Genomic DNA, 19,942 nt, shown 5'->3' on the forward strand with positions numbered 1-19,942 from the left:
TTTGAGAGAAATGGAGTTAGATATTGTAAGAGGTCTGGCTTTTAAAATTAATTAAATAATTAAACTGCAAAAAGTTAATTTTGAGCACTATAGAAATTTTTAATTTAACCATCTTAGTGAGATCGAACTTTAGATGGTTCGAAAAATTTCTTTAATGAAGCTAAAAATTAGCTTTTTGCAGTAAAATCTTAAATCAATTAAAGGAGGAGTTTTTATGAAGAGGTTTATTTTACTGACTTTGCTGGTGGCACTTGTTATGGGTCTTGTAGTTTTGCCTGCTGCGGCCAAAGATAAAATCACCGTAACATTCTGGCATGCTATGTCTAAAGGTCATGCACCTTACTTAGAAGATATTATAAAGAGGTTCAATGAATCTCAGGATAAAATTGAAGTCGTTCCTATTTATCAGGGGAGTTATGGTGATTTGAATAAGAAATTGATGGGTTCTATTGCTGCAGGCAAACCACCTGTAATGGCTCAGGTATATGAAGATTGGACTACTAAATTAGTTGATGCTGGAGTTTTGGAAGCTGCAGAATGGTATATCGGTTCTGTCTTCACTCAAGAAGAGATTGATGATATCATTTTGATTTTCCAGAAGTCTAATATGTGGAATGATACTCTTTACACTCTTCCATTTAATAAAAGTACTAACGTATTATTTGTAAACCTGGATATGGTACCAAAAGTTCCGACTACCTGGGATGAGTTATTGGAAGCTGCTAAAGCTGCTACTAAAGACGAAGATGGTGATGGTACACCTGAAGTATATGGTTTTGGTATTCGTCCAACTGTTGATACTTTTAATATTTTTCTCCGTCAAGCTGGAGGTACTTTCTTAAATGAAGATGGAACCAAAGCTGTCTTTAACAATGAAGCTGGACAAAAAGCTCTCCAATTCCTCCATGATATGGTTTATAAGCACAAGGTTGCTATGGTTTATACAGGTTATTTAAGTGGTCCAATTGGTGAAGGCAAGATTGCTATGTACCAAGGCTCTTCAGCTGGTATTCCATATGTAGCAAAAGCTATTGGTGATAAATTTAAGTGGACTGTTGCTCCTCTGGTAATGGGCGAGAAAGCTGCTGCTCCATTTATGGGTACCAATATTGCGGTATTTAAGAGTCATCCAGATGAAGTTAAGTATGCTGCTATGGAGTTTATCAAGTTCTTAATTAACACTGAAAATACTACTTACTGGGCAGTTAATACCGGTTATCTACCAGTTCGTTATTCTGCTCTAAAAACCAAAGAGTGGAAAGAATATATTGCTGCTGATTCTAAGAATGCTGCAGGTCCTTCTCAATTTGATTACGGTACCTTTGATCCACGTCCAAATGGATGGTCTGAAATTCGTAAAGTCATTAGTGAATATATTCAGAAGGCTCTCTTAAATAAGATGACTGTAAAAGAAGCTTTAGATGCAGCAGCAGAAAAAGTTGATAAGATTTTGGCTAGAAACAAGTAAAATTTTATGCACAGGGTCTACATCTGTGTAGACCCTGTTTTTGGAAAATAATTGTCTGACATCTGACATTAAAATTAGGGAAATTGAGGTGACAAAATGGGAGATTATCCATTTCTTTTAGGTGCAACATCTTTGACTGAACCAACACTAGATGCTGTTGGAAATATTGAGTTGAATTACAAATTAGGAATAAAGACGGTAGAAATAACCCTTGAATTCCCCCGAACATTACCTGTAAATCGTACCTTAAAAGATGCTATGATAAACTATAAGGAACAGTATGGAGTGGAGTTTACAATTCATTTACCTTTAAGTTTACGTATGACTGATGTTAACCCTTATATCCGGGATGCATCTTTAAAAACGTTGGAGGAAATTTTTAAGGAAATGGAGAATATAAAGCCTAAAGCTTATGTTCTCCATGTGGCACCATTTTTCCTGACAGGTGGAACACCGCTAGGGCGTCCTTTTGAGGTACAGCTTCATGAAGATCGACTTGAGGCTGCGAGAGAGACCTTATTTAGATTGACAAACCTGATCGAGCCTAGAATGGTTGCTATTGAAAATCTATTTCATGATCTAATCTTTCTGGATGAGTTAATTAAGGAGTTTGATTATAGTGTTTGTATGGATGTGGGACACCTATTGTTAAATAATTCAGATCTTTATCTCTTTTATCAAAAATATCATGATCGTATAAAAGTAATCCATCTTCATGATGTGGTCAATGGACGGGATCATCAGCAATTGGGTGAAGCAGATTCCAATCTTGATTTGAAGGCTCTGTTCTATTTACTAAAAAAGAATAATTATCAGGAGACCATTATCTTAGAACAGTTTAAATCAGAACATATCCAACAGTCCATGACTGTTGTAGCAGAAGTGTGGCAATATCTAACAAAATAAATTGATGATTTTTATGATAACCATCTTAATTTATTTCCAAACTATAAGAAACCCGCAAATCTTTTAGTAAATCTAGAGATATTTAAAATGGTATGATAATAGAAAAGTTGAGGTGAATCAATTGAAATTCATAGCAGATTTTCATACTCATACAGTTGCCAGTGGTCATGCTTTTAGTACAATTCAGGAAAATGTACGAGCAGCTAAGGAAAGAGGTTTAAAGTATGTAGCTATTACCGAACATGGTCCCACTGTTCCTGGTGGTCCACATCCATATTATTTTGGAAATATGCGTGTAATTCCCACTGAGATGTATGGTGTGAAAGTTTTGCGCGGTGTAGAGCTAAATATTCAGGATACTCTGGGTACTGTGGATTTACCTGCTGAGACCATATATAATATGGATATTGTTTTGGCAGGTCTCCATCCAGCTACTGGATACGAGGGTTCTACCATTGTGGAGAATACTGAAGCTATTATCAATGCCATCTATAATCCGTTGATTGATATTATTGTTCATCCTGATAATGAAAATTATCCCATTGATATTGTGGCTGTGGTAAAGGCTGCTAAGGAGAATGATACTTTTCTTGAGATTAACAACAGCTCTTTTGCTAACAATAGGCCCGGCCGGAAGAATAGTTATGAGTATTGTAAAAAGATTGTAGAAGAGGCAAAAAGACAGGAACTAATGCTGGTTCTGGGTAGTGATGCTCACTTTTCAGCAGATGTGGGGAATTTTGAACTGTCACTTAAGTTGATTGAAGAAGTAAAATTTCCACCGGAACTGATTTTGAATACATCTGAAGAACGGATAGAAGAATTTTTGGAAAGAAGAAACAAAAAACTGGAGAAGATTGTTATTCCACGATATTAGGGCTATGCGAAACTAGCCCTCTTTTTTTTATATTTAATGGTTAAACTGCAAAAAGCTAATTTTTCGCTTCTTGAGAAATTTTTCGAATCATCTAAAGTTCGATTTCAGTCGATTTTTCAATTTCACTAAGATGGTTAAACAACTCAAAATTAACTTTTTGCAGTTTAATAATGGCTGAATTAATTATTTTAATGTGATGATTAAAAAAATAAATATTTTACTTAAAAATTTTAAAAAAATCCTTGACAGTTCTCTGGTAGAATGTGTATAATGAAAACAAAAAAGCTTGAAAATTTTTATTTGGACCTTTAATAATTTTAAAATAAAGGAGGTTAACAATAGTGGCGCATGAAATTATCGGGAAATGTCCCGTTTGTAATCAGGAATTAGAGGTGGTTAAATTAAAGTGCCGTTTTTGTGGAACATCTATTGAAGGTAATTTTGAAGTATGTAAATTCTGTCGCCTTGAATCAGAACAGAAACATTTTGTCGAGGTATTTATCAGATGTAGAGGTAATATAAAAGAAGTAGAACGGGAGCTGAACATATCCTATCCTACAGTCAGAAGTAAACTGGATCAGGTAATTAAGGCACTGGGGTATGATGTAGGGTCAGCACCTGATGATGATAAAGGAGCAAAGCGGAAAGAGATTCTGGATATGTTAAATTCGGGTGAGATTACATCTAAAGAGGCTATTAAACTTTTAAAGGAACTTTAAAGGAGGTTGTTTGTAGTGAGTGAAGAAAGAAAGAAAATTTTGCAGATGTTGGCTGAGGGTAAGATTACTGTTGAGGAAGCAAATGAATTATTAAATGCGCTCAATGAAGGTCAAGAGAGACAGTCAGTAAGTAGGGAGGCTCATTTTTTGCGTATAAAAGTCTGGGAAGATGGAAAAGAAAAAGTTAATGTCAATATTCCTCTTTCTTTAGCAAAAATGTTTATGAAGTTTATTCCTACTGAGGCAAAATTACAGATGGAATCACATGATATTGATCTAAATGCCATCATCAGAGATATACAAAATGGTGCACCTGCCGGAAAACTTGTTGAAATTGTAGATGATGGAGACCGGGTAGAAATTTATCTGGATTAGCCATGAAGATCATTGAAAAAGTTAAAAATCGTAACTATTTAATGATTGTTAAAGTTAAGGTAGAAGATTTGAAAATACCCATAATTATTCCCATACCATTGGGAATAGTAGAGGATATCCTGGTCTCCCTTACCTGGTTATTTCAATTTGGTGTGAGATTTTTACCTCAATTTAATCACATAAGAGAAATTTATATAGGTCCTGGTAACATAAAATTAAAATGGAATTACTTATTTGATATTTCAGTAGAATTTTTTAGAGAACTGAGAAAAATAGGGAAATTTACTTTTATCGAAATTAAAGAAGAAGATGTTTATGTGAGTATTAAGTTTTATTAATCTGGCCAAAAGGAAGGGGGAATTCTGGTGAGTGAACGAATGATGATATTGAAAATGCTGAGTGAAGGAAAGATTACTTTAGAAGAAGCAGATGCCCTTCTGGAAGCTTTAGAATTAACAGAAAAAAGCGAAAATTACAAAAACAAAGAGAAGTCGGTGATTAAAGATTCCACTATAAAAGAAGAAATTGAGTTGATGGAAGATGAAATTGAAAGAATGGAAGATGAGTTGGAAAAGATTGAAGATGAATTGGATAATAAATTAGATGAGTTGGAAGATCGTTTAGATGAACTTAAAGATATGGAGAAACTAAATGAAGATTATCTGTCAGAGATGCAGCACAGGCTTAATGAAGTCCGCCAAAAACTAATAGAACGTAAAGAGAGAGTTAAAGAACGGCGTAGGAAATTGAAAGAGAATTGGAAAGTTCAGAAGGAAAAATTTAAAAGATACGGTGGAATTAGTTTTGCTTTTCAGGAAGGATTAGAAGAGATTAAAAAAGGCTTTCAGGAGCTTAAGAAAAGTTTTCAGGGTGAAGGAATGGAAGAGATTAAATCTGCTATGCGGGATCTTGCCGATTCAATCAATGAGGGAATGCGGGAATTAAAAGAAAATCTTGATGAAGGCGCAAAGGAAGTACAGAAGGCATTTCATATAAAAGATTTCAAACATCTGTTAAATAATATTATCAAATCTTTTGGGTTCAATACTTATATTAATCTAGAAGAAGAGATAACAGGAACCTTTAATCCTGAACAAGGCCCTGTCATTGTTGATTTAAAAACTCATAATGGTCGCATCGAAGTAGTTGGTTCAGACGAAACGGACTATAGACTCCAGCTTAAATATCATATTCCAACAGACAGTAAAGAGAAAGCAGAAAAACTTAAAGAAGAGATGTGCACTATTTCGCAGACACCTACTTTGTTTCAGTTAAAAACCAATCCTATGAATCGCAGTGGAGTAAGTGTTAGACTTTATATTCCTAAGAACTTACAGGCAGATTTTAAATTGCAAACTTCTAATGGTCGAATTTATATCACCGGACTGAAACAGGATGGTAAACTTGATTTAAAGTCCAGTAATGGTCGTTTGGAGTTGGTTGATTTACGGGTTAAAGAGATCGAAGGACATACTTCCAATGGTCGAATTGAGATTAAAGATTTTGCAGCAGATAGAGTTAATGTAAATACTAGTAATGGTAGTATTTATTTAGAGGGATTATGCGATCAGGTTGATGCCAGAACGTCCAATGGAACAATTACAGCTTGTCCGTATATTTCTGAAAAAGGCAATCTGAATTTAAATACTTCCAATGGCAAGATTAAAATAGAGATACGAGATCCGGAAGTAGGAGTTGATCTGGATTTAACTTCCAGTATGGGTAGTATGACATTAGATATACCTGATCTGGTTTATCAGGAGAAAATAGAAAACCCCATGTGGAAAAGATATCTGGCTCAATCGAAAGATTATATAGTTAGAGAAAAGAGAATTCAGATTCATGCAAGTACTTCTATGGGAAGTATTTATGTTGGCCAATCTAAAGAAGAGGCCTGTTGTGATTAGTATAAAAAGTATAAAAGGCTAAAGATAAAACCGGTTCCCCGAAATTGGGAACCGGTTATTTGAAGAAGGGGGTTTAATGTCAATGAACTTAAGATACAGAAGGAATAAGTTAATGACCCGCTGTTTAATTAATTTTATTGCAATTTTAATTACAGGTCATTTGTTGGATGGTATAGTGGTTAATAGTTTAATTGCTGTATTGGCTGCAGCATTTGTGCTTGGTATTGTAAATACTTTCATAAGGCCAATACTGGTTATACTATCACTTCCTTTAACAATTATAACTCTAGGACTTTTTACTTTTGTTATAAATGCCCTGATGTTACTTTTAACAGCCAGTTTAATTCCCGGTTTTTCTATATCCAGTTTTTGGACAGCATTTTTTGGTGCTATCATAATCAGTATATTAAGTTCTATAATTTTAGCAGTATTTGATTAAACAAGAACAGAATTGTAATCTAGACTACTGAATTACTTGGATAAAAAAAGTATATTATTTTTACGAAAGGTCAAGAATATTAGAAGATTATTAAGGAGGTGACACTTATGGCATATGTAATTTCTGATGAGTGCATTATGTGTGGAGCTTGTGAATCCGAATGCCCAGTAAGTGCTATTAGTGAAGGTGATGGCAAGTACGAGATTAACCCAGATGAGTGTATAGACTGTGGTGCATGTGCAGAAGTTTGTCCTGTAGAGGCTATTAGCCCAGGTGAGTAATAAATAATAATTTAAAATAGGCTTGCTCTAGCAGAGATAATCCTTATCTTAAATAAAACACCAAGTATCTGTGATACCTGGTGTTTTTTTATTGAAAAAATTGATTTCTGCCGCGCTAATGTGGTAAAATATATATAAAGTTGTACTATATAAAGGAGGAAAAGGAATGTCTTCATATACCGAAAATAAAGATGATTTACTTAAAAGGTTGCGGCGGATAGAAGGACAGGTCCGGGGAATTCAGCGAATGATAGAAGAGGACCAATATTGTGTTGATGTATTGGTACAGATTGCAGCAGTAAGGGCGGCTCTATATAAAGTGGGTTTTAATATCCTACAAAATCATGCTCATGGGTGTGTAATGAAAGCTATTCGTGCTGAAGAAGAAGCTGGTGATCAGGCTATAGATGAGCTTTTAGATGTAATTTTTAGATTTACTAAATGATCTAAAACAAACGGTCAGAGATGGCCGTTTTTTTTTGTTGCAATCCTTGATAGGTTATGGTAAAATATAAATATACCAGTTAGGGGTATAAGGTATATTAGAGAGATTTCTTTAGGAAATAATAGTAGATGAGAGGAGGAAGCGAAACATGGAAAAGAATTTACGACTTGAAAAATTTACGGTTTTGGGAATGACTTGTGAACACTGTGTAAAACGGGTTTCTCAAGGGATTGCTTCATTGCCTGGGGTAAAAAAAGTGGATGTTTCATTGGAAGAAAAGCTGGTTCGGGTAGCTTTTGATCCTGACCAGATAAGTTTAGACAAAATAGTTGAAAAGGTACAGAGTTTAGATTATCAGGTGCCTGACCATACAATAAAAGAAAAAGAGTCCGGGCCAGAAAAGGTTAGCCTTAAGAAAGAAGAGATAAAAAAGAAAACCTTTAATATTCAGGGAATGACCTGTGCAAATTGTGCCCGGACTATCGAAAAGAATGTAGCTAAAATGGATGGTGTAAGAAAGGCAGTGGTAAACTTTGCATCAGAGAAACTAACTGTTGAGGTGGAACCAGAGGTTAAAGATGAGGAGATTATAAGTTTAGTAAACGAACTGGGCTATCGGGCTTTGCAAGAGACAGATTCAGGCAAAATTCAATTTAAAATAGAAGGAATGAGCTGTGCCAATTGTGCCCAAACCATTGAGAAAAAGTTGAATCAGACTGCCGGAGTTAAAAAGGCTGTGATTAATTTCGCTAATGAGAAAGCTACAGTAGAGTTTGATCCAGCTGTAATTACCAAACGAAAAATTCTTGATATAGTACGTAATTTAGGATATACACCGGTAATCGGTGAAGAACGGGATGATGGCACGGCCATAGCAAAACAGGAATTGGCCTGGTTGATTTTTTCTGTGATAGCTGCTATTCCTGTAGTCTGGTTGGAACATTTTACACCCGGTGGAGATATGGCCCTGAGTCAGGGAATCCGCTATATATTGCTGGTAATTACAACGGTAACCTTATTTACTTCTGGTTGGACTTTTTATAAAGGAGCTTACCATTCGTTGAAAAATAAGTCAGCCAATATGGATGTATTGGTTTCAATGGGACTTTCCGCAGCTTATATTTACAGTGTATTGACAACTTTTCCGCAGTTTTTTTTCCGCGGCCATAGTTTTTTTGCTACGGTCATGGAATTGATTGTTTTTATCCGGTTCGGTAAGTTCCTTGAGGCAAGGGCCAAAGGACGGGCCAGTCAGGCATTGAAGAAGCTTCTGGAACTTCAAGCTGATAAAGCACGGATTATTGTAGATGGCGAGGAGCGGATGGTGGCAGCCTCCGAAGTTGAGGTAGGCGATATTGTACTGGTGAAACCTGGTGAAAAGATTCCTGTAGATGGTGAGATTATAGAAGGTCATGCAAGTATTGATGAATCTATGGTAACCGGGGAATCAGTACCTGTTGAGAAAGAAGTAGGGGATCCGGTAATGGGTGCTACCATCAACAGATCCGGTGTAATTAAAGTTAAGACTACCAAAGTCGGAAAAGATACTGTTCTGTCACAAATTATTCAAATGGTAGAAGAAGCACAAGGAGATAAACCTCCAATTCAACGATTTGCTGATCTGGTATCTAATTATTTTGTACCATCTGTAGTAGTTATAGCATTGACGAGTTTTATAGTCTGGAAATTTATCGTCGGTATGCCCTTTGTTTTTGCTTTTACAGCGATGATTGCGGTTTTAGTTATTGCCTGCCCGTGTGCCCTTGGCCTGGCCACACCGACCGCAGTTATGGTAGGCAGCGGAATTGGTTTGGATCGAGGAATTCTTTTTAAATCAGCAGCAGTACTGGAGCATATTGCTGGCCTTGAGGCTATCGGATTTGATAAGACAGGAACTATTACCAAGGGAAGTCCTGAAGTAACAGATGTGATACCAATAGAGGGATTATCTCAGGAGGAGTTATTAAAAATTGCTGCTAGTGGTGAGAATCCATCAACCCATCCGCTGGCTCAGGCTGTAGTTGAAAAAGCAAAAGAGCAGGGAATTGAGATTGTTGAAGTGACCAACTATGAAGAAAAGAGTGGTCATGGAATTATCTGCGAATTTGAGGGTAAGACTCTCCATATTGGTAATATTAAGTTAATGCGATTTGCTAATGTAGATGTAACACCAATTGAAAAAGAGTTTAATAAATTGGCTCAAGAAGGTAAGACCACAATGTATATTGCTTTGGATGGCCAGGTAATAGGTGTGATTGGGCTTTTTGATGTAATTAAAGAAAGTTCTAAGGAAGCGATTCGTGCTATCCAGGAATTGGGTTTAAAGACATTCATGATTACAGGGGATAATGAAAAAGTGGCTCAGGTGGTGGCAAGAGAAGTAGGGATTGATGAAGTAATGGCAGAAGTTTTGCCGGAAGATAAGATTAATGCGGTGAAGGAATATCAGAGACGTGGTTATAAGGTCGGGATGGTGGGCGATGGGATTAATGATGCACCAGCTCTGGCCCAGGCTGATATAGGTATTGCTATCGGTTCCGGTACAGATGTAGCCAAAGAGACAGGTGATGTAATACTGGTGAAAAATGACTTAAAAGATGTGGAGAGAGCAATTCGTCTTGGTCGGAAGACCTTAAGCCGGATTAAATTAAACCTCTTTTGGGCATTGATTTATAATACCCTGGGAATACCGGTGGCTGCAGGGGTATTATATCCTATTACCGGTCAACTGCTTCCGCCTCAGTGGGCAGGACTTGCCATGGCCCTTTCTTCTGTATCTGTTGTTACCAGTTCTCTCCTTCTGAACAGATATAGAAAAAAGCTTTAAGCTCTGTTATAATAAAATAGTAATTGAACCCCAGGTGGAGGAGGGAAAAATCTTTATGGAAGAATATGCACAAGTGACACGAATTTTAGAAGGAGGTACGGCTGAAGTTGAGATTCGCCGCCATAGTGCCTGTGGTAAGTGTGGTAAATGTGGGCATATAAATAACGCCCGGTTTGAAGTAAGTAATCCAATTAATGCTAAGGTAGGAGATATAGTAGTATTAGAAATGGAGACACGCCATCTTATAACAGCCGTTTTGATTATATATCTTCTGCCATTGGTAAATTTAATTATTGGTTATGCTTTGGGAAATTGGTTTAATACTACCTTAAATATTTGGAAAGGTGAGGGTTTTGCAATTTTCTGTGGATTGATTTTTATGGCTCTTACTTTTGGATTTGTACGAATTTATGATCGACGGATGGGAGTTAAAAGTGGTTTTAAACCGAGGATTAAACGAGTAATTAATGACTCCAGATAGATTATCTGGGGTCTTTTTATTTTGGTAAAATAATTATTGATGATCTTACTGCAAAAAGCTAATTTTAGCTTCTTGAGAAATTTTTCGAATCATCTAAAGCTCGATTTCCGCCGAGATAAGGCTTCCTAATCAAAGGGTCCTCTTGGCCCTTGATTAGCTCATCACCTCCTGTGATGAGGCCTTATTTCGTCGGAAATCGAGCTAAGATGATTTGGCGAAAAATTTCTATGTCGCTCAAAATTAGCTTTTTGCAGTATAATCATAGTTGAATCTTGACAAAAACTATATGATAAGTTATACTTATAATATACCTTACAGAGGTACCCTATATGTGTGAGAGGAGGTGTAAGAGATGGGCTGCTGTGGTGGCAATTCTAAAAAAATAACTTTTGGTGTCAAGGGTATGAGCTGTCACCATTGTAAAATGGCTGTAGAAAAAGCTTTAAAAGAACTGAGTGGTGTATCTGATGCTGTGGTAAATTTAGATGAGGCTAATGTGACAGTTACTTATAATGAAGGTCAGGTTACTGTAGATCAATTAAAGGATGCCGTTCGTGATGCAGGTTATCAGCCTGAATAATAATACTAAAGATCTGACTTCTAACGGTTTATTAACTGTTGGGAGTCAGATTTTTTTGGTGTTAAAATCAGTGACTACAACGTATGGTAAATTGAGAAATTTTATGATATAATTAATTTATATTTACCTGATACTACTTTCTTATACGTTCTATAGAGTCTGGCAAATACCTTTTTGAATTTAGAAACCATGGATTTACGAGCTGAATGCAGAAGAAGATTTCTATACTTATGTTTTAAGTGTCAAAGCAATAATTCCTAAGATAAAGAAGGGATGACAGTGTAATGTTTTGATAGATAGAGTTTTTAGCAGTAAATTAGATAAAATATTATGAATATTCTGTGATAGAAATGATTGAAGCAGGCTATAGTAGACCGCTTTTCATAGAGGTGTCATATCAATGGTAAAATGGCTGATTATAAAAAGAGATTAAAAAGAAAATTTAATAAATTGAAAAGAAATTAAGTAGTGGTTGACAAATCATAACTTACAAATCTCTCCATTCTGAGTTGTAGTAAGTTGGAGATTAGTTGACTACTACTTACTACTCTCAGGGGGAGGGATTCTTTTTTTAGGAAAATCCTGATCCTATAAGGAAAAATAAAGCTTTTACCCCTTGAAAAAGAGGGGGAATTTGACAGAACAGCATGGATAAAGGGGGGTGGAATGATGCAATTGCTAGTAATGGTTGTGGATAAGGAAGAGGATTTGGATGAAATTTTTGAAGCTTTTATAGATATCGGAATTAAAGGGGTTACTGTTCTAGATAGTTACGGTTCTGGTCACCTATTTACAGAAAATTTATCCATATTTGGAAAACTAAGTAGTATAGCTGATGGTAGAAAAAAACATAATAAAACAATCTTTTCTATAATTGAGGATCCGGAAAAGTTGGAAGAAGCTATTGAAGTAGTAGAAAATATTGTAGGTGACTTGAATCAGCCGCATACAGCAGTTCTCTTTACAGTGCCATTGGGAATTGTTCGGGGTTTAACTAATTAATAACAGAGGTATAGTTTGAGGTATCAGGAGGCGAATGGTTGTGGAAACAAATTTAGTGCTAGCGCTTGGCATCTTACTTTTGGCAGGATTAGCAGGAGGTATTTTTATTAGTCGTTTTAAATTGCCTGCCGTAACAGGTTATATCCTTGCTGGTCTTGCTGTAGGTCCAGCAATTTTAAAATTAATATCCTGGGAAATGGTTGAATATTTAAAACCAGTTAATTCCATTGCTTTAGGGATTATCGCTCTGGTTATTGGTGGAGAGTTGGAGATTAAAACTTTACGTAAATTAGGAAAGAGTATTATGTGGATTGGGGTTATGGAGATTTTAGGAGCAGCAACAATTGTATTTTTGGCTATGCTTTTAGTCCGTCAATCTCTTCCTAATGCTCTTTTATTAGGTGGTCTAGCTACAGCAACCGCACCTGCTGCTACTGTAGCGGTAATCAAAGAAGTGAGGTCAAGAGGGCCATTAACCGACAGTTTGCTGGCTATTGTTGCATTAGATGATGCTTTAGGGGTTATTGTATTTGGAATAATGGCAGCGGTGGTTAAAGTATTAGTTAGCGGTGTTGAAAGTACTTCAATTAGTCATATGGTTACTACACCTGTTTTGGAGATCGCCTATTCCATTCTTTTAGGAGCTATGATGGGATTTATCCTTGGGGTTATTGCTCGAAGAGTAAGTAAGCAAAAAACATTATTGACAATTACTTTAGGTATTGTTTTCTTAACAGCCGGTCTTGCAAGTCATTTTCACCTCTCAGCTATTCTTGCAAATATGGTAGTAGGAGCAGTTATTGTAAATACTTCTCCACGTCGCCGGAAAATCTTTAACTTAATTGAAGGAATTGAGATACCTATTTTTGTTACTTTTTTTGCTCTGGCAGGAGCCAGTTTAGAGATTGAAATGTTAGGTAAGGTAGGAGTAGTAGGTATTATTTATGTGGTTGCTCGCATCACAGGTAAAGTTGCTGGAACTTATATTGGCGGCCATATAGGGAAGGCTGAGCCTGTAGTAAAGAAATATCTGGGATGGGGGTTAATGCCCCAGGCTGGTGTGGTTGTCGGTTTAACTATGGTGGCTCAGGATATTTATCCCGAAGCTGGTAGTTTAATTTTAAATATCATCTTAACATCTGTGGTAATTTCAGAATTAATAGGTCCTATCTTCTCTAGAAAAGTCTTAGAATTAGCTGGTGAGGTTTATAATGAAAAGAGAAAAAATTTCCCTGATAACTCTTCTATGACATGAAAAACCAACTATGAAATCAGTTTAATAGGAGAAGGAAATTGAGGGGGAAATGCGATGAAACAAAAACAAGTGATTATAGTAGGAGGAGGACCGGCCGGAGCTTTTGCTGGTTACCGCTTAGCAAAGGAAGGCTATCGGGTGAAAATTTTAGATAAAGCTATTTTTCCCCGTTATAAACCCTGTGCAGGTGGAATTTTAACCAAAGTTAATCATATTTTACCTATCAAAAAGGAATGGATTGAAGCTGAGTGTATGTCTGTCAATATGACTTATCGTTATCATTCTCCAGTTGAGGTGACTGTTGATAAGCCATTTGTGATGATGGTTAATCGAGAGAAGTTTGATCATGAGTTATTAAAAATGGCACAAGAAGCTGGAGCTGAAGTTTATGAGGGAGTTTTAGTCAAATCTGTTATGGAAGATGATCGACAGGTTATGGTAAAAACAGGTTCGGGAAAAGTCTTTAAGGGAGATTATCTAATCGGTGCTGATGGGGCGATAAGCCAGGTAGCACGTTCTCTATCTTTGCCAGGTTATAGTCAAAGATTGGGAATTGCGTTAGAAGGAGAATTTATTGTTTCTGATCAGGATTATGAGCGTTTTCGGCATCTGATACAGTTAAACTATGGAAATCTTCCATCCGGTTATAGTTGGATTTTTCCTAAAGATGGATATCTATCCATTGGAATTGGAACATTTCAGGATAAATATCCGGATTTAAAGCGTAAGTTGCAGGAATATATTAAGAGCTTTGGTATACATATAAAAAAGACCCTTCGATTCCGGGGGAGTTTTATTCCCTGGGGCGGAATAAATCAGGTTTTTTCTGGAAAACGAACTTTTTTAGTAGGAGATGCAGCCGGACTGGTTGATCCTCTAACTGGAGAAGGGATATATTATGCTTTAAAAAGTTCAGAGCTTGCTGTAGAAAATCTGTTTAAGATTAATTCAGGTAAGGGTCAAATTAAAGAGTATGATAAACGGATTGTTCAGGAAATTTTGCCTGAATTAAAGATGGCCCGTAGGGTTGCCAGATTGGCCTTTTCTCTATCACCGCTGGTGCATCGGGTTGTCAGGTATTATCCTGATTTACTAACCTACCTTCTTAAGATATGTTCTGGTGAAAAAAGTTATTCCTTTTACGTTGGAATGTTTCTTAAGAAAATACCAATTACATTATTTAAGAGTACATTATCATTTAGACACCAAAAAGGCTCTCTTTTTTGAGAGTCTTATTTCTCATTAATGATAAAACTACAAAAACTTAATTTTGAGTAGTATAGAAGTTTTTCATTAAAACATCTTAGTAAAATTGAAGGAGAAATAAGGCCAAAAATTAGCTTTTTACAGTTTAACCATTTATGGGATATAGCAAGGGAGGTATTATTTAAGATGGACTTTCGAATGTTGGCAGTTGATATGGATGATACTCTTTTAGGAAAGGATTTAAAGATCACTAAAGAAACTATAAAAAAAATTCAATTAGCTAAAAAAGCAGGTGTAAAGGTTATTATTGCAACTGGACGGATGTTTATATCGATTATTCCCTTTCTCCGTCAGTTAGAGCTTACTGATCCGGTTATTGTCTATAATGGTGCTATGGTCTGTAGATTGGGGGATAAAAAACCGCTACTTCACCATCCTATTCCTTTGGAGTATGCCCGCAAGATTGCCAGGAGAGTAGAGAGTGCGGGATACCAACTGAATGCCTATATTAATGATCAACTTTATGTGAGGGAGCAAACCCCGGAAGTGCTGCGATATATGCAAAGGACAGGGGTTAATTCTACAAAGGTTGGACCTATTGGAGATTTTCTTGAAGAAGATCCTACTAAATTATTGGTGATTCATGATAACTTATCAGAGATTGAACAGCTTAAGGCAGAGTTAAGATCTGAGTTTGGTGATGTACTGACAATTACTCAATCTAAACCTTATTTTATAGAAGTTATGGCTAAAGGGATTTCAAAAGGAAAGACACTGGCTGAATTGGCTAAAGGGCTGGGAATTGCACCTCATGAGGTGATTGCTATTGGTGATGGATTAAATGATCTGGAGATGGTAAAATGGGCAGGGTTAGGAGTGGCAGTGGCCAATGCTCATCCGGAATTAAAGGAAGCTGCTGATTATGTGACAGGCTCCTGTGATGAAGAAGGAGTAGCTCAGGTAATAGATAAATTTATATTGAGAAGGAGGAGGGCCAGTGAAGAGTGATCCAATTTTAAAAAAAGCAGATATACTTGCATTTGGTCCCCATCCCGATGATGTGGAATTAAATATTGGGGGAATTCTGGCACTGCATGCCCAAAAAAAGCAGGTTGTAGTAGTTGATCTTACCGAAGGTGAGATGGGCAGTAATGGTTCTGTGGAGATTAGAAGAAAAGAAAGTCAAAAGGCAGCACAGATATTGAATTTGAAAGTAAGGGAGAACCTCTATATTCCCGATGGTGAGATAAATCCTCATGATCTTGAACAACAAAAACGGGTAGTGGCAGCTATCCGGCGATATCAACCTGATCTTGTCTTACTGCCTTATTGGGAGGATAGGCATCCAGATCATGCGGCAGCAAGTCGCTTAATTGAGATTGCTATCTTCAAAAGTGGATTGAAGCGTTATCTACTTGATGAGGAATTACCTCCATATCGTCCATCCCGGTGGTATTATTATTTACAGCACCAGCATGAGAATCCTAACCTGGTGGTAGATGTATCTTCAGTATATGCCAGGAAAATGGAAGCGATTAGGGCATATAAAAGTCAATTTGACCCGAGGATGGGTTTTAAAACATACATAAATCAACCTATATTTTTACAAAAAATTGAGGCCCGTGATCAGTATTTTGGAGCAATGGTCGGTGTAAAATATGGTGAAGGGTTAATTTTTAAACCTCCATTATCTATTAAGGATTTGTTTCAATTATAAAGGAGGGGTTTTGATTGCGTATTGGTATTGTCTGTTATCCATCTCATGGAGGAAGTGGTGTGGTAGCAACAGAATTGGGAAAACAATTAGCCCGTCGGGGGCATAAAGTACATTTTATCAGTTATAATCTTCCATTTCGCCTGGATAAATTTTATGATAATATCTATTATCATGAGGTTGATACACCTACATATCCATTATTCAAATATCCACCTTATTCATTAGCTTTAACTAATAAAATTGCAGAGCTGATCCGGTATGAAAAACTGGATGTAATCCATGCTCACTATGCCATCCCCCATTCTCTATGTGCAATAATTGCCCGGGATATTGCAAAAGCACCAGAGCTACGTTTGGTAACAACCCTGCATGGGACAGATATAACTCTGGTTGGAAATGATCCGTCTTATAGAGAGTTAACGAAATATAGTATTGAAGAGACAGATGGGGTTACAGCTGTTTCTAAGGCTCTCTGGAAGGAGACTATCGATATTTTTGATATAAAAAAACGGATTGAAGTGATTTATAATTTTGTTGATGTAAAAGAATACACCCGTCAGTCAGTTCCGGAGGTTGATATAGCTTCTGGAAAAAAGCAGATAAAAAATATTATCCATATTTCTAACTTCCGAAAAGTGAAAAACATTCCTAATGTTATTAAAATATTTCATCTGATCAGTCAGGAAGTTGATGCCCGGCTGCTGCTGGTGGGTGGCGGCCCTGAAGAATGTGTTGCAAAACGGATGGTTCAACAACTTCAGCTTGAGGACAAAGTTTTATTTCTGGGTAAACAGGATAATATCGTTCCTCTGTTATCAATTTCAGATTTGTTGTTACTTCCATCTAAAAAAGAGAGTTTTGGACTTGTATGTATTGAGGCGATGGCCTGTAAAGTCCCGGTAATTGCTTCTAATACCGGAGGATTGCCGGAAGTAGTGGAAGATGGGGTGACAGGTTTTCTAGCAGATCCAGATGATTACCAGAAAATGGCTGAATTAAGCCTGCGCCTTTTGCAAAATTCTGGTTTACATGAGGAGTTTGCAGAAAGGGGACGCCGGAGAGTTGTGGAGAAGTTCAATGCCGAAAAAATTGTAGATCAATATGAAAAGTATTATCGAAGTTTATGAAAAGAATAAATGCCCGGGATTGCCGGGCTTTTTTATTGTAATTTTATTGCAAAAGGCTAATTTTTCACTTCAAAAGAAATTTTTTTAAATCATCTAAATGGGTTATTCTGTCCCTTAGAACTAGCTCATCACATTTTGGGATGAGATCTTATTTTTCCTTTCATCTCACAAAGATGGTTTAACGAAAAATTTCAATAGTGCTCAAAATTAGTTTTTTGCAGTTTAATCATGTTGTGATATAATTATGTTGTAGGGTATGTTCAAAATTAACTTTTTACAGTTTGATTATGAAATTAAAAACCAGGGAGGGATATATATGGGTAAAATAAAAATATTTGCAGATAGTACATGTGACCTCACTCCAGAGTTGATTAAGGAAAATGATATTTCTATAGTACCACTATATGTTGTTTTTGATGAAGAGACATACAGGGATGGAGTTGATATTACACCTGAAGAGCTGTATAAAAAAGTAGACGAATACGGAAAACTACCGAAAACTGCTGCAGCTTCACCCGCTGATTTCCAAAAGGCCTTTGAACCCTACATTAATGAAGGTTATGACATTTTATATATTGGAATTTCTTCCAAATTATCTTCAACTATCCAAAATGCAATGATTGCAGCGAATCAATTCCCGGAAGGAAGAATTGAAGTAGTTGATTCTTTAAACTTATCAACCGGTATAGGATTTTTAGTTATGAAAGCAGTAGATTACGTTAAGGAAGGTTTGAGTTTAAAAGAGATAGCTGCCAAAATAAGAGAAAAAGTTAAGAAGATAGAGACAAGGTTTGTTGTTGATACACTGGAATATTTATATAAAGGTGGTCGTTGTTCCGGGCTGCAAAATTTTGTTGCCAGCATGTTAAAGATTAGACCTATGATAAAAGTTGAAGATGGAAAAATGGGTGTAGCGGAAAAAATAAGAGGGCGAAGAGAGAGAGTGCTAAAACGTTTATTAGATGTTGTGCTGAAAAATAAAGATGTTGTGGATGGAGAACGGTTATTTATAACTCATTCTTTGGGAGAAGAAGGTGCTAAATATATTAAAGAAGAACTTGAGAAAACTATTAATATAAAGGATATTATTATAACAGATGCTGGATGTGTTATATCTTGTCATTGTGGACCAAAAACAGTAGGAATAATATATTCAACAAAATAATGATTTTACTACAAAAAGCTAATTTTCGCTTCAAAAGAAATTTTTCAAACCATCTAAAGTTCGATTTCAGTGTAATCCATGGGTCTTCGACCCATGGATTGGTTTATTTGTGATGAGGTCTTATTTCTCCTTTAATTCACTAAGATGGCTAAATAATTTAAAAATTAGCTTTTTGTAGTTTAATAATAACGCCTCCTGATAGAATTATTTTAACAGGTGGCGTTGTTTTTTACATATCCTTTACTTTAGAAAAGTCAAATGGTATAATGGAGTACAGAAATTTATGGAGGTGCAAAAGGTGACCGTATGGCAGATTATTAAAAAAAGTTTTAAAGATTTTTATGATCATATATTTTTATTAGGTGGAGTAAGTTTAATCTGGTTTATAATTGTAGGACCACTGGTGTATGTTGGGCTTGCAGGATTCTTTTTGAAAATGCCTTTTCCAGTAATTATGAATTTAATTTTTGTTGGGCCATTAACCCTTGGTGTTTTTTACTTGACCAATCAATTGATCAAATATAAAGATTCTGGTTTAAAGGATTTTTTCCAGGGATTTGCTAAATTTTTCTTTAGAGGAATGTTTGCTTATTGGATGAGCCTTTTAACTATGGTAATACTGTTGGTTGACTTAACCTTTTTTATAAATTTTGGGAATAGGTTTATGCAGTATTTGAGTGGAATTTGGATTTATCTGATTATCTTTTTTATGATGAGTCAGTTTTATTTCTGGAGCCTTTTGGTGGAGATGGAAGATGGACTTTTAAAGATTTATAAACGTTCCCTTCTTCTGACTCTGGACAATATTCTATATAGCCTTGGGCTTTTTCTGATATTTATTCTTCTAGTTGCTGTTGGAGTGATCACAGCAGGAGTAGGATTAGCGGTAACGTTTATAGGTTTTCTGGGTATTTTAGCAAATAATGCAACTTATAATCTTTTAATTAAATATGGAATAAGAAAAGAATTTTCAACACCGTATAACATTGCTTAAGGTATGATTTTACTGCAAAAAGCTAATTTTTCGCTTTAAAAGAAATTTTTCGAACCATCTAAAGTTCGATTTCAGTCGAAATAAGGCACACTAATCAACGGGCCCTCCTGGCCCTTGATTAGCTCATCAATCCTTATATGAGGCTTTATTTCGACTGAAATCTCACTAAGA

General features: G+C 36.1%; 21 protein-coding genes. All 21 read left to right on the forward strand.

What is annotated here, in order from left to right; translation table 11 throughout:
* Positions 1-214: 214 nt before the first annotated feature.
* The 21 genes from BBF96_RS01685 (at position 215) to BBF96_RS01785 (ending at position 19,771) form a co-directional block, all read left to right on the forward strand.
* Positions 215-1,468 (forward strand): ABC transporter substrate-binding protein, encoded by a 1,254-nt coding sequence (locus BBF96_RS01685; RefSeq protein ID WP_127015550.1) that lies wholly within the window; start codon positions 215-217, stop codon positions 1,466-1,468.
* A gap of 96 nt (positions 1,469-1,564) precedes the next feature.
* The gene (gene cbiR, locus BBF96_RS01690) at positions 1,565-2,374 is read left to right on the forward strand and encodes a cobamide remodeling phosphodiesterase CbiR (protein WP_127015551.1); all 810 of its coding nucleotides are present in this window, start codon (positions 1,565-1,567) and stop codon (positions 2,372-2,374) included.
* Between the two features lie 121 nt (positions 2,375-2,495).
* Positions 2,496-3,251, forward strand: a complete 756-nt coding sequence (locus tag BBF96_RS01695) for a phosphatase (RefSeq protein WP_127018143.1) — start codon at positions 2,496-2,498, stop codon at positions 3,249-3,251.
* Positions 3,252-3,592: 341 nt separating this feature from the next.
* The gene (locus BBF96_RS01700) at positions 3,593-3,970 is read left to right on the forward strand and encodes a DUF2089 domain-containing protein (RefSeq protein ID WP_127015552.1); all 378 of its coding nucleotides are present in this window, start codon (positions 3,593-3,595) and stop codon (positions 3,968-3,970) included.
* A gap of 15 nt (positions 3,971-3,985) precedes the next feature.
* Complete coding sequence (locus BBF96_RS01705) at positions 3,986-4,345, forward strand: SHOCT-like domain-containing protein (RefSeq protein ID WP_127015553.1); 360 nt, start codon at positions 3,986-3,988, stop codon at positions 4,343-4,345.
* A 2-nt stretch (positions 4,346-4,347) separates the two neighbouring features.
* Positions 4,348-4,683, forward strand: a complete 336-nt coding sequence (locus BBF96_RS01710) for a hypothetical protein (RefSeq protein WP_127015554.1) — start codon at positions 4,348-4,350, stop codon at positions 4,681-4,683.
* A gap of 27 nt (positions 4,684-4,710) precedes the next feature.
* Positions 4,711-6,252 (forward strand): DUF4097 family beta strand repeat-containing protein, encoded by a 1,542-nt coding sequence (locus tag BBF96_RS01715; protein WP_127015555.1) that lies wholly within the window; start codon positions 4,711-4,713, stop codon positions 6,250-6,252.
* 82 nt (positions 6,253-6,334) lie between these two features.
* The gene (locus BBF96_RS01720) at positions 6,335-6,691 is read left to right on the forward strand and encodes a phage holin family protein (RefSeq protein ID WP_127015556.1); all 357 of its coding nucleotides are present in this window, start codon (positions 6,335-6,337) and stop codon (positions 6,689-6,691) included.
* 107 nt (positions 6,692-6,798) lie between these two features.
* Complete coding sequence (locus BBF96_RS01725) at positions 6,799-6,972, forward strand: DUF362 domain-containing protein (protein ID WP_127015557.1); 174 nt, start codon at positions 6,799-6,801, stop codon at positions 6,970-6,972.
* Between the two features lie 166 nt (positions 6,973-7,138).
* On the forward strand, positions 7,139-7,417 hold the full coding sequence (locus BBF96_RS01730; RefSeq protein WP_127015558.1) for a metal-sensitive transcriptional regulator: 279 nt from the start codon (positions 7,139-7,141) through the stop codon (positions 7,415-7,417).
* A gap of 148 nt (positions 7,418-7,565) precedes the next feature.
* Positions 7,566-10,244, forward strand: a complete 2,679-nt coding sequence (locus BBF96_RS01735) for a heavy metal translocating P-type ATPase (protein ID WP_127015559.1) — start codon at positions 7,566-7,568, stop codon at positions 10,242-10,244.
* A gap of 55 nt (positions 10,245-10,299) precedes the next feature.
* Positions 10,300-10,725, forward strand: a complete 426-nt coding sequence (locus tag BBF96_RS01740) for a SoxR reducing system RseC family protein (RefSeq protein WP_127015560.1) — start codon at positions 10,300-10,302, stop codon at positions 10,723-10,725.
* A gap of 352 nt (positions 10,726-11,077) precedes the next feature.
* The gene (locus BBF96_RS01745; protein ID WP_127015561.1) at positions 11,078-11,305 is read left to right on the forward strand and encodes a copper ion binding protein; all 228 of its coding nucleotides are present in this window, start codon (positions 11,078-11,080) and stop codon (positions 11,303-11,305) included.
* A 669-nt stretch (positions 11,306-11,974) separates the two neighbouring features.
* Positions 11,975-12,307, forward strand: a complete 333-nt coding sequence (locus BBF96_RS01750) for a hypothetical protein (RefSeq protein WP_127015562.1) — start codon at positions 11,975-11,977, stop codon at positions 12,305-12,307.
* Positions 12,308-12,347: 40 nt separating this feature from the next.
* The gene (locus BBF96_RS01755; protein ID WP_164730846.1) at positions 12,348-13,562 is read left to right on the forward strand and encodes a cation:proton antiporter; all 1,215 of its coding nucleotides are present in this window, start codon (positions 12,348-12,350) and stop codon (positions 13,560-13,562) included.
* A gap of 54 nt (positions 13,563-13,616) precedes the next feature.
* Positions 13,617-14,789, forward strand: a complete 1,173-nt coding sequence (locus tag BBF96_RS01760) for a geranylgeranyl reductase family protein (RefSeq protein ID WP_127015564.1) — start codon at positions 13,617-13,619, stop codon at positions 14,787-14,789.
* A 165-nt stretch (positions 14,790-14,954) separates the two neighbouring features.
* Positions 14,955-15,776, forward strand: a complete 822-nt coding sequence (locus tag BBF96_RS01765; protein ID WP_127015565.1) for a Cof-type HAD-IIB family hydrolase — start codon at positions 14,955-14,957, stop codon at positions 15,774-15,776.
* On the forward strand, positions 15,766-16,485 hold the full coding sequence (gene bshB1 / locus BBF96_RS01770) for a bacillithiol biosynthesis deacetylase BshB1 (RefSeq protein WP_205665684.1): 720 nt from the start codon (positions 15,766-15,768) through the stop codon (positions 16,483-16,485). Before BBF96_RS01765 ends, bshB1 begins: the two co-directional genes overlap by 11 nt.
* A gap of 14 nt (positions 16,486-16,499) precedes the next feature.
* Positions 16,500-17,612, forward strand: a complete 1,113-nt coding sequence (bshA, locus tag BBF96_RS01775) for an N-acetyl-alpha-D-glucosaminyl L-malate synthase BshA (protein WP_127015566.1) — start codon at positions 16,500-16,502, stop codon at positions 17,610-17,612.
* A gap of 316 nt (positions 17,613-17,928) precedes the next feature.
* Positions 17,929-18,777 (forward strand): DegV family protein, encoded by an 849-nt coding sequence (locus BBF96_RS01780; RefSeq protein ID WP_127015567.1) that lies wholly within the window; start codon positions 17,929-17,931, stop codon positions 18,775-18,777.
* Between the two features lie 283 nt (positions 18,778-19,060).
* Positions 19,061-19,771 carry a DUF624 domain-containing protein gene (locus BBF96_RS01785; protein WP_164730847.1) on the forward strand — a complete coding sequence of 237 codons (711 nt, stop codon included), beginning with the start codon at positions 19,061-19,063 and terminating at the stop codon, positions 19,769-19,771.
* The last annotated feature ends 171 nt before the right edge of the window (positions 19,772-19,942 follow it).

The organism is Anoxybacter fermentans (assembly GCF_003991135.1).
Taxonomy (GTDB): Bacteria; Bacillota; Halanaerobiia; order DY22613; family DY22613; genus Anoxybacter; species Anoxybacter fermentans.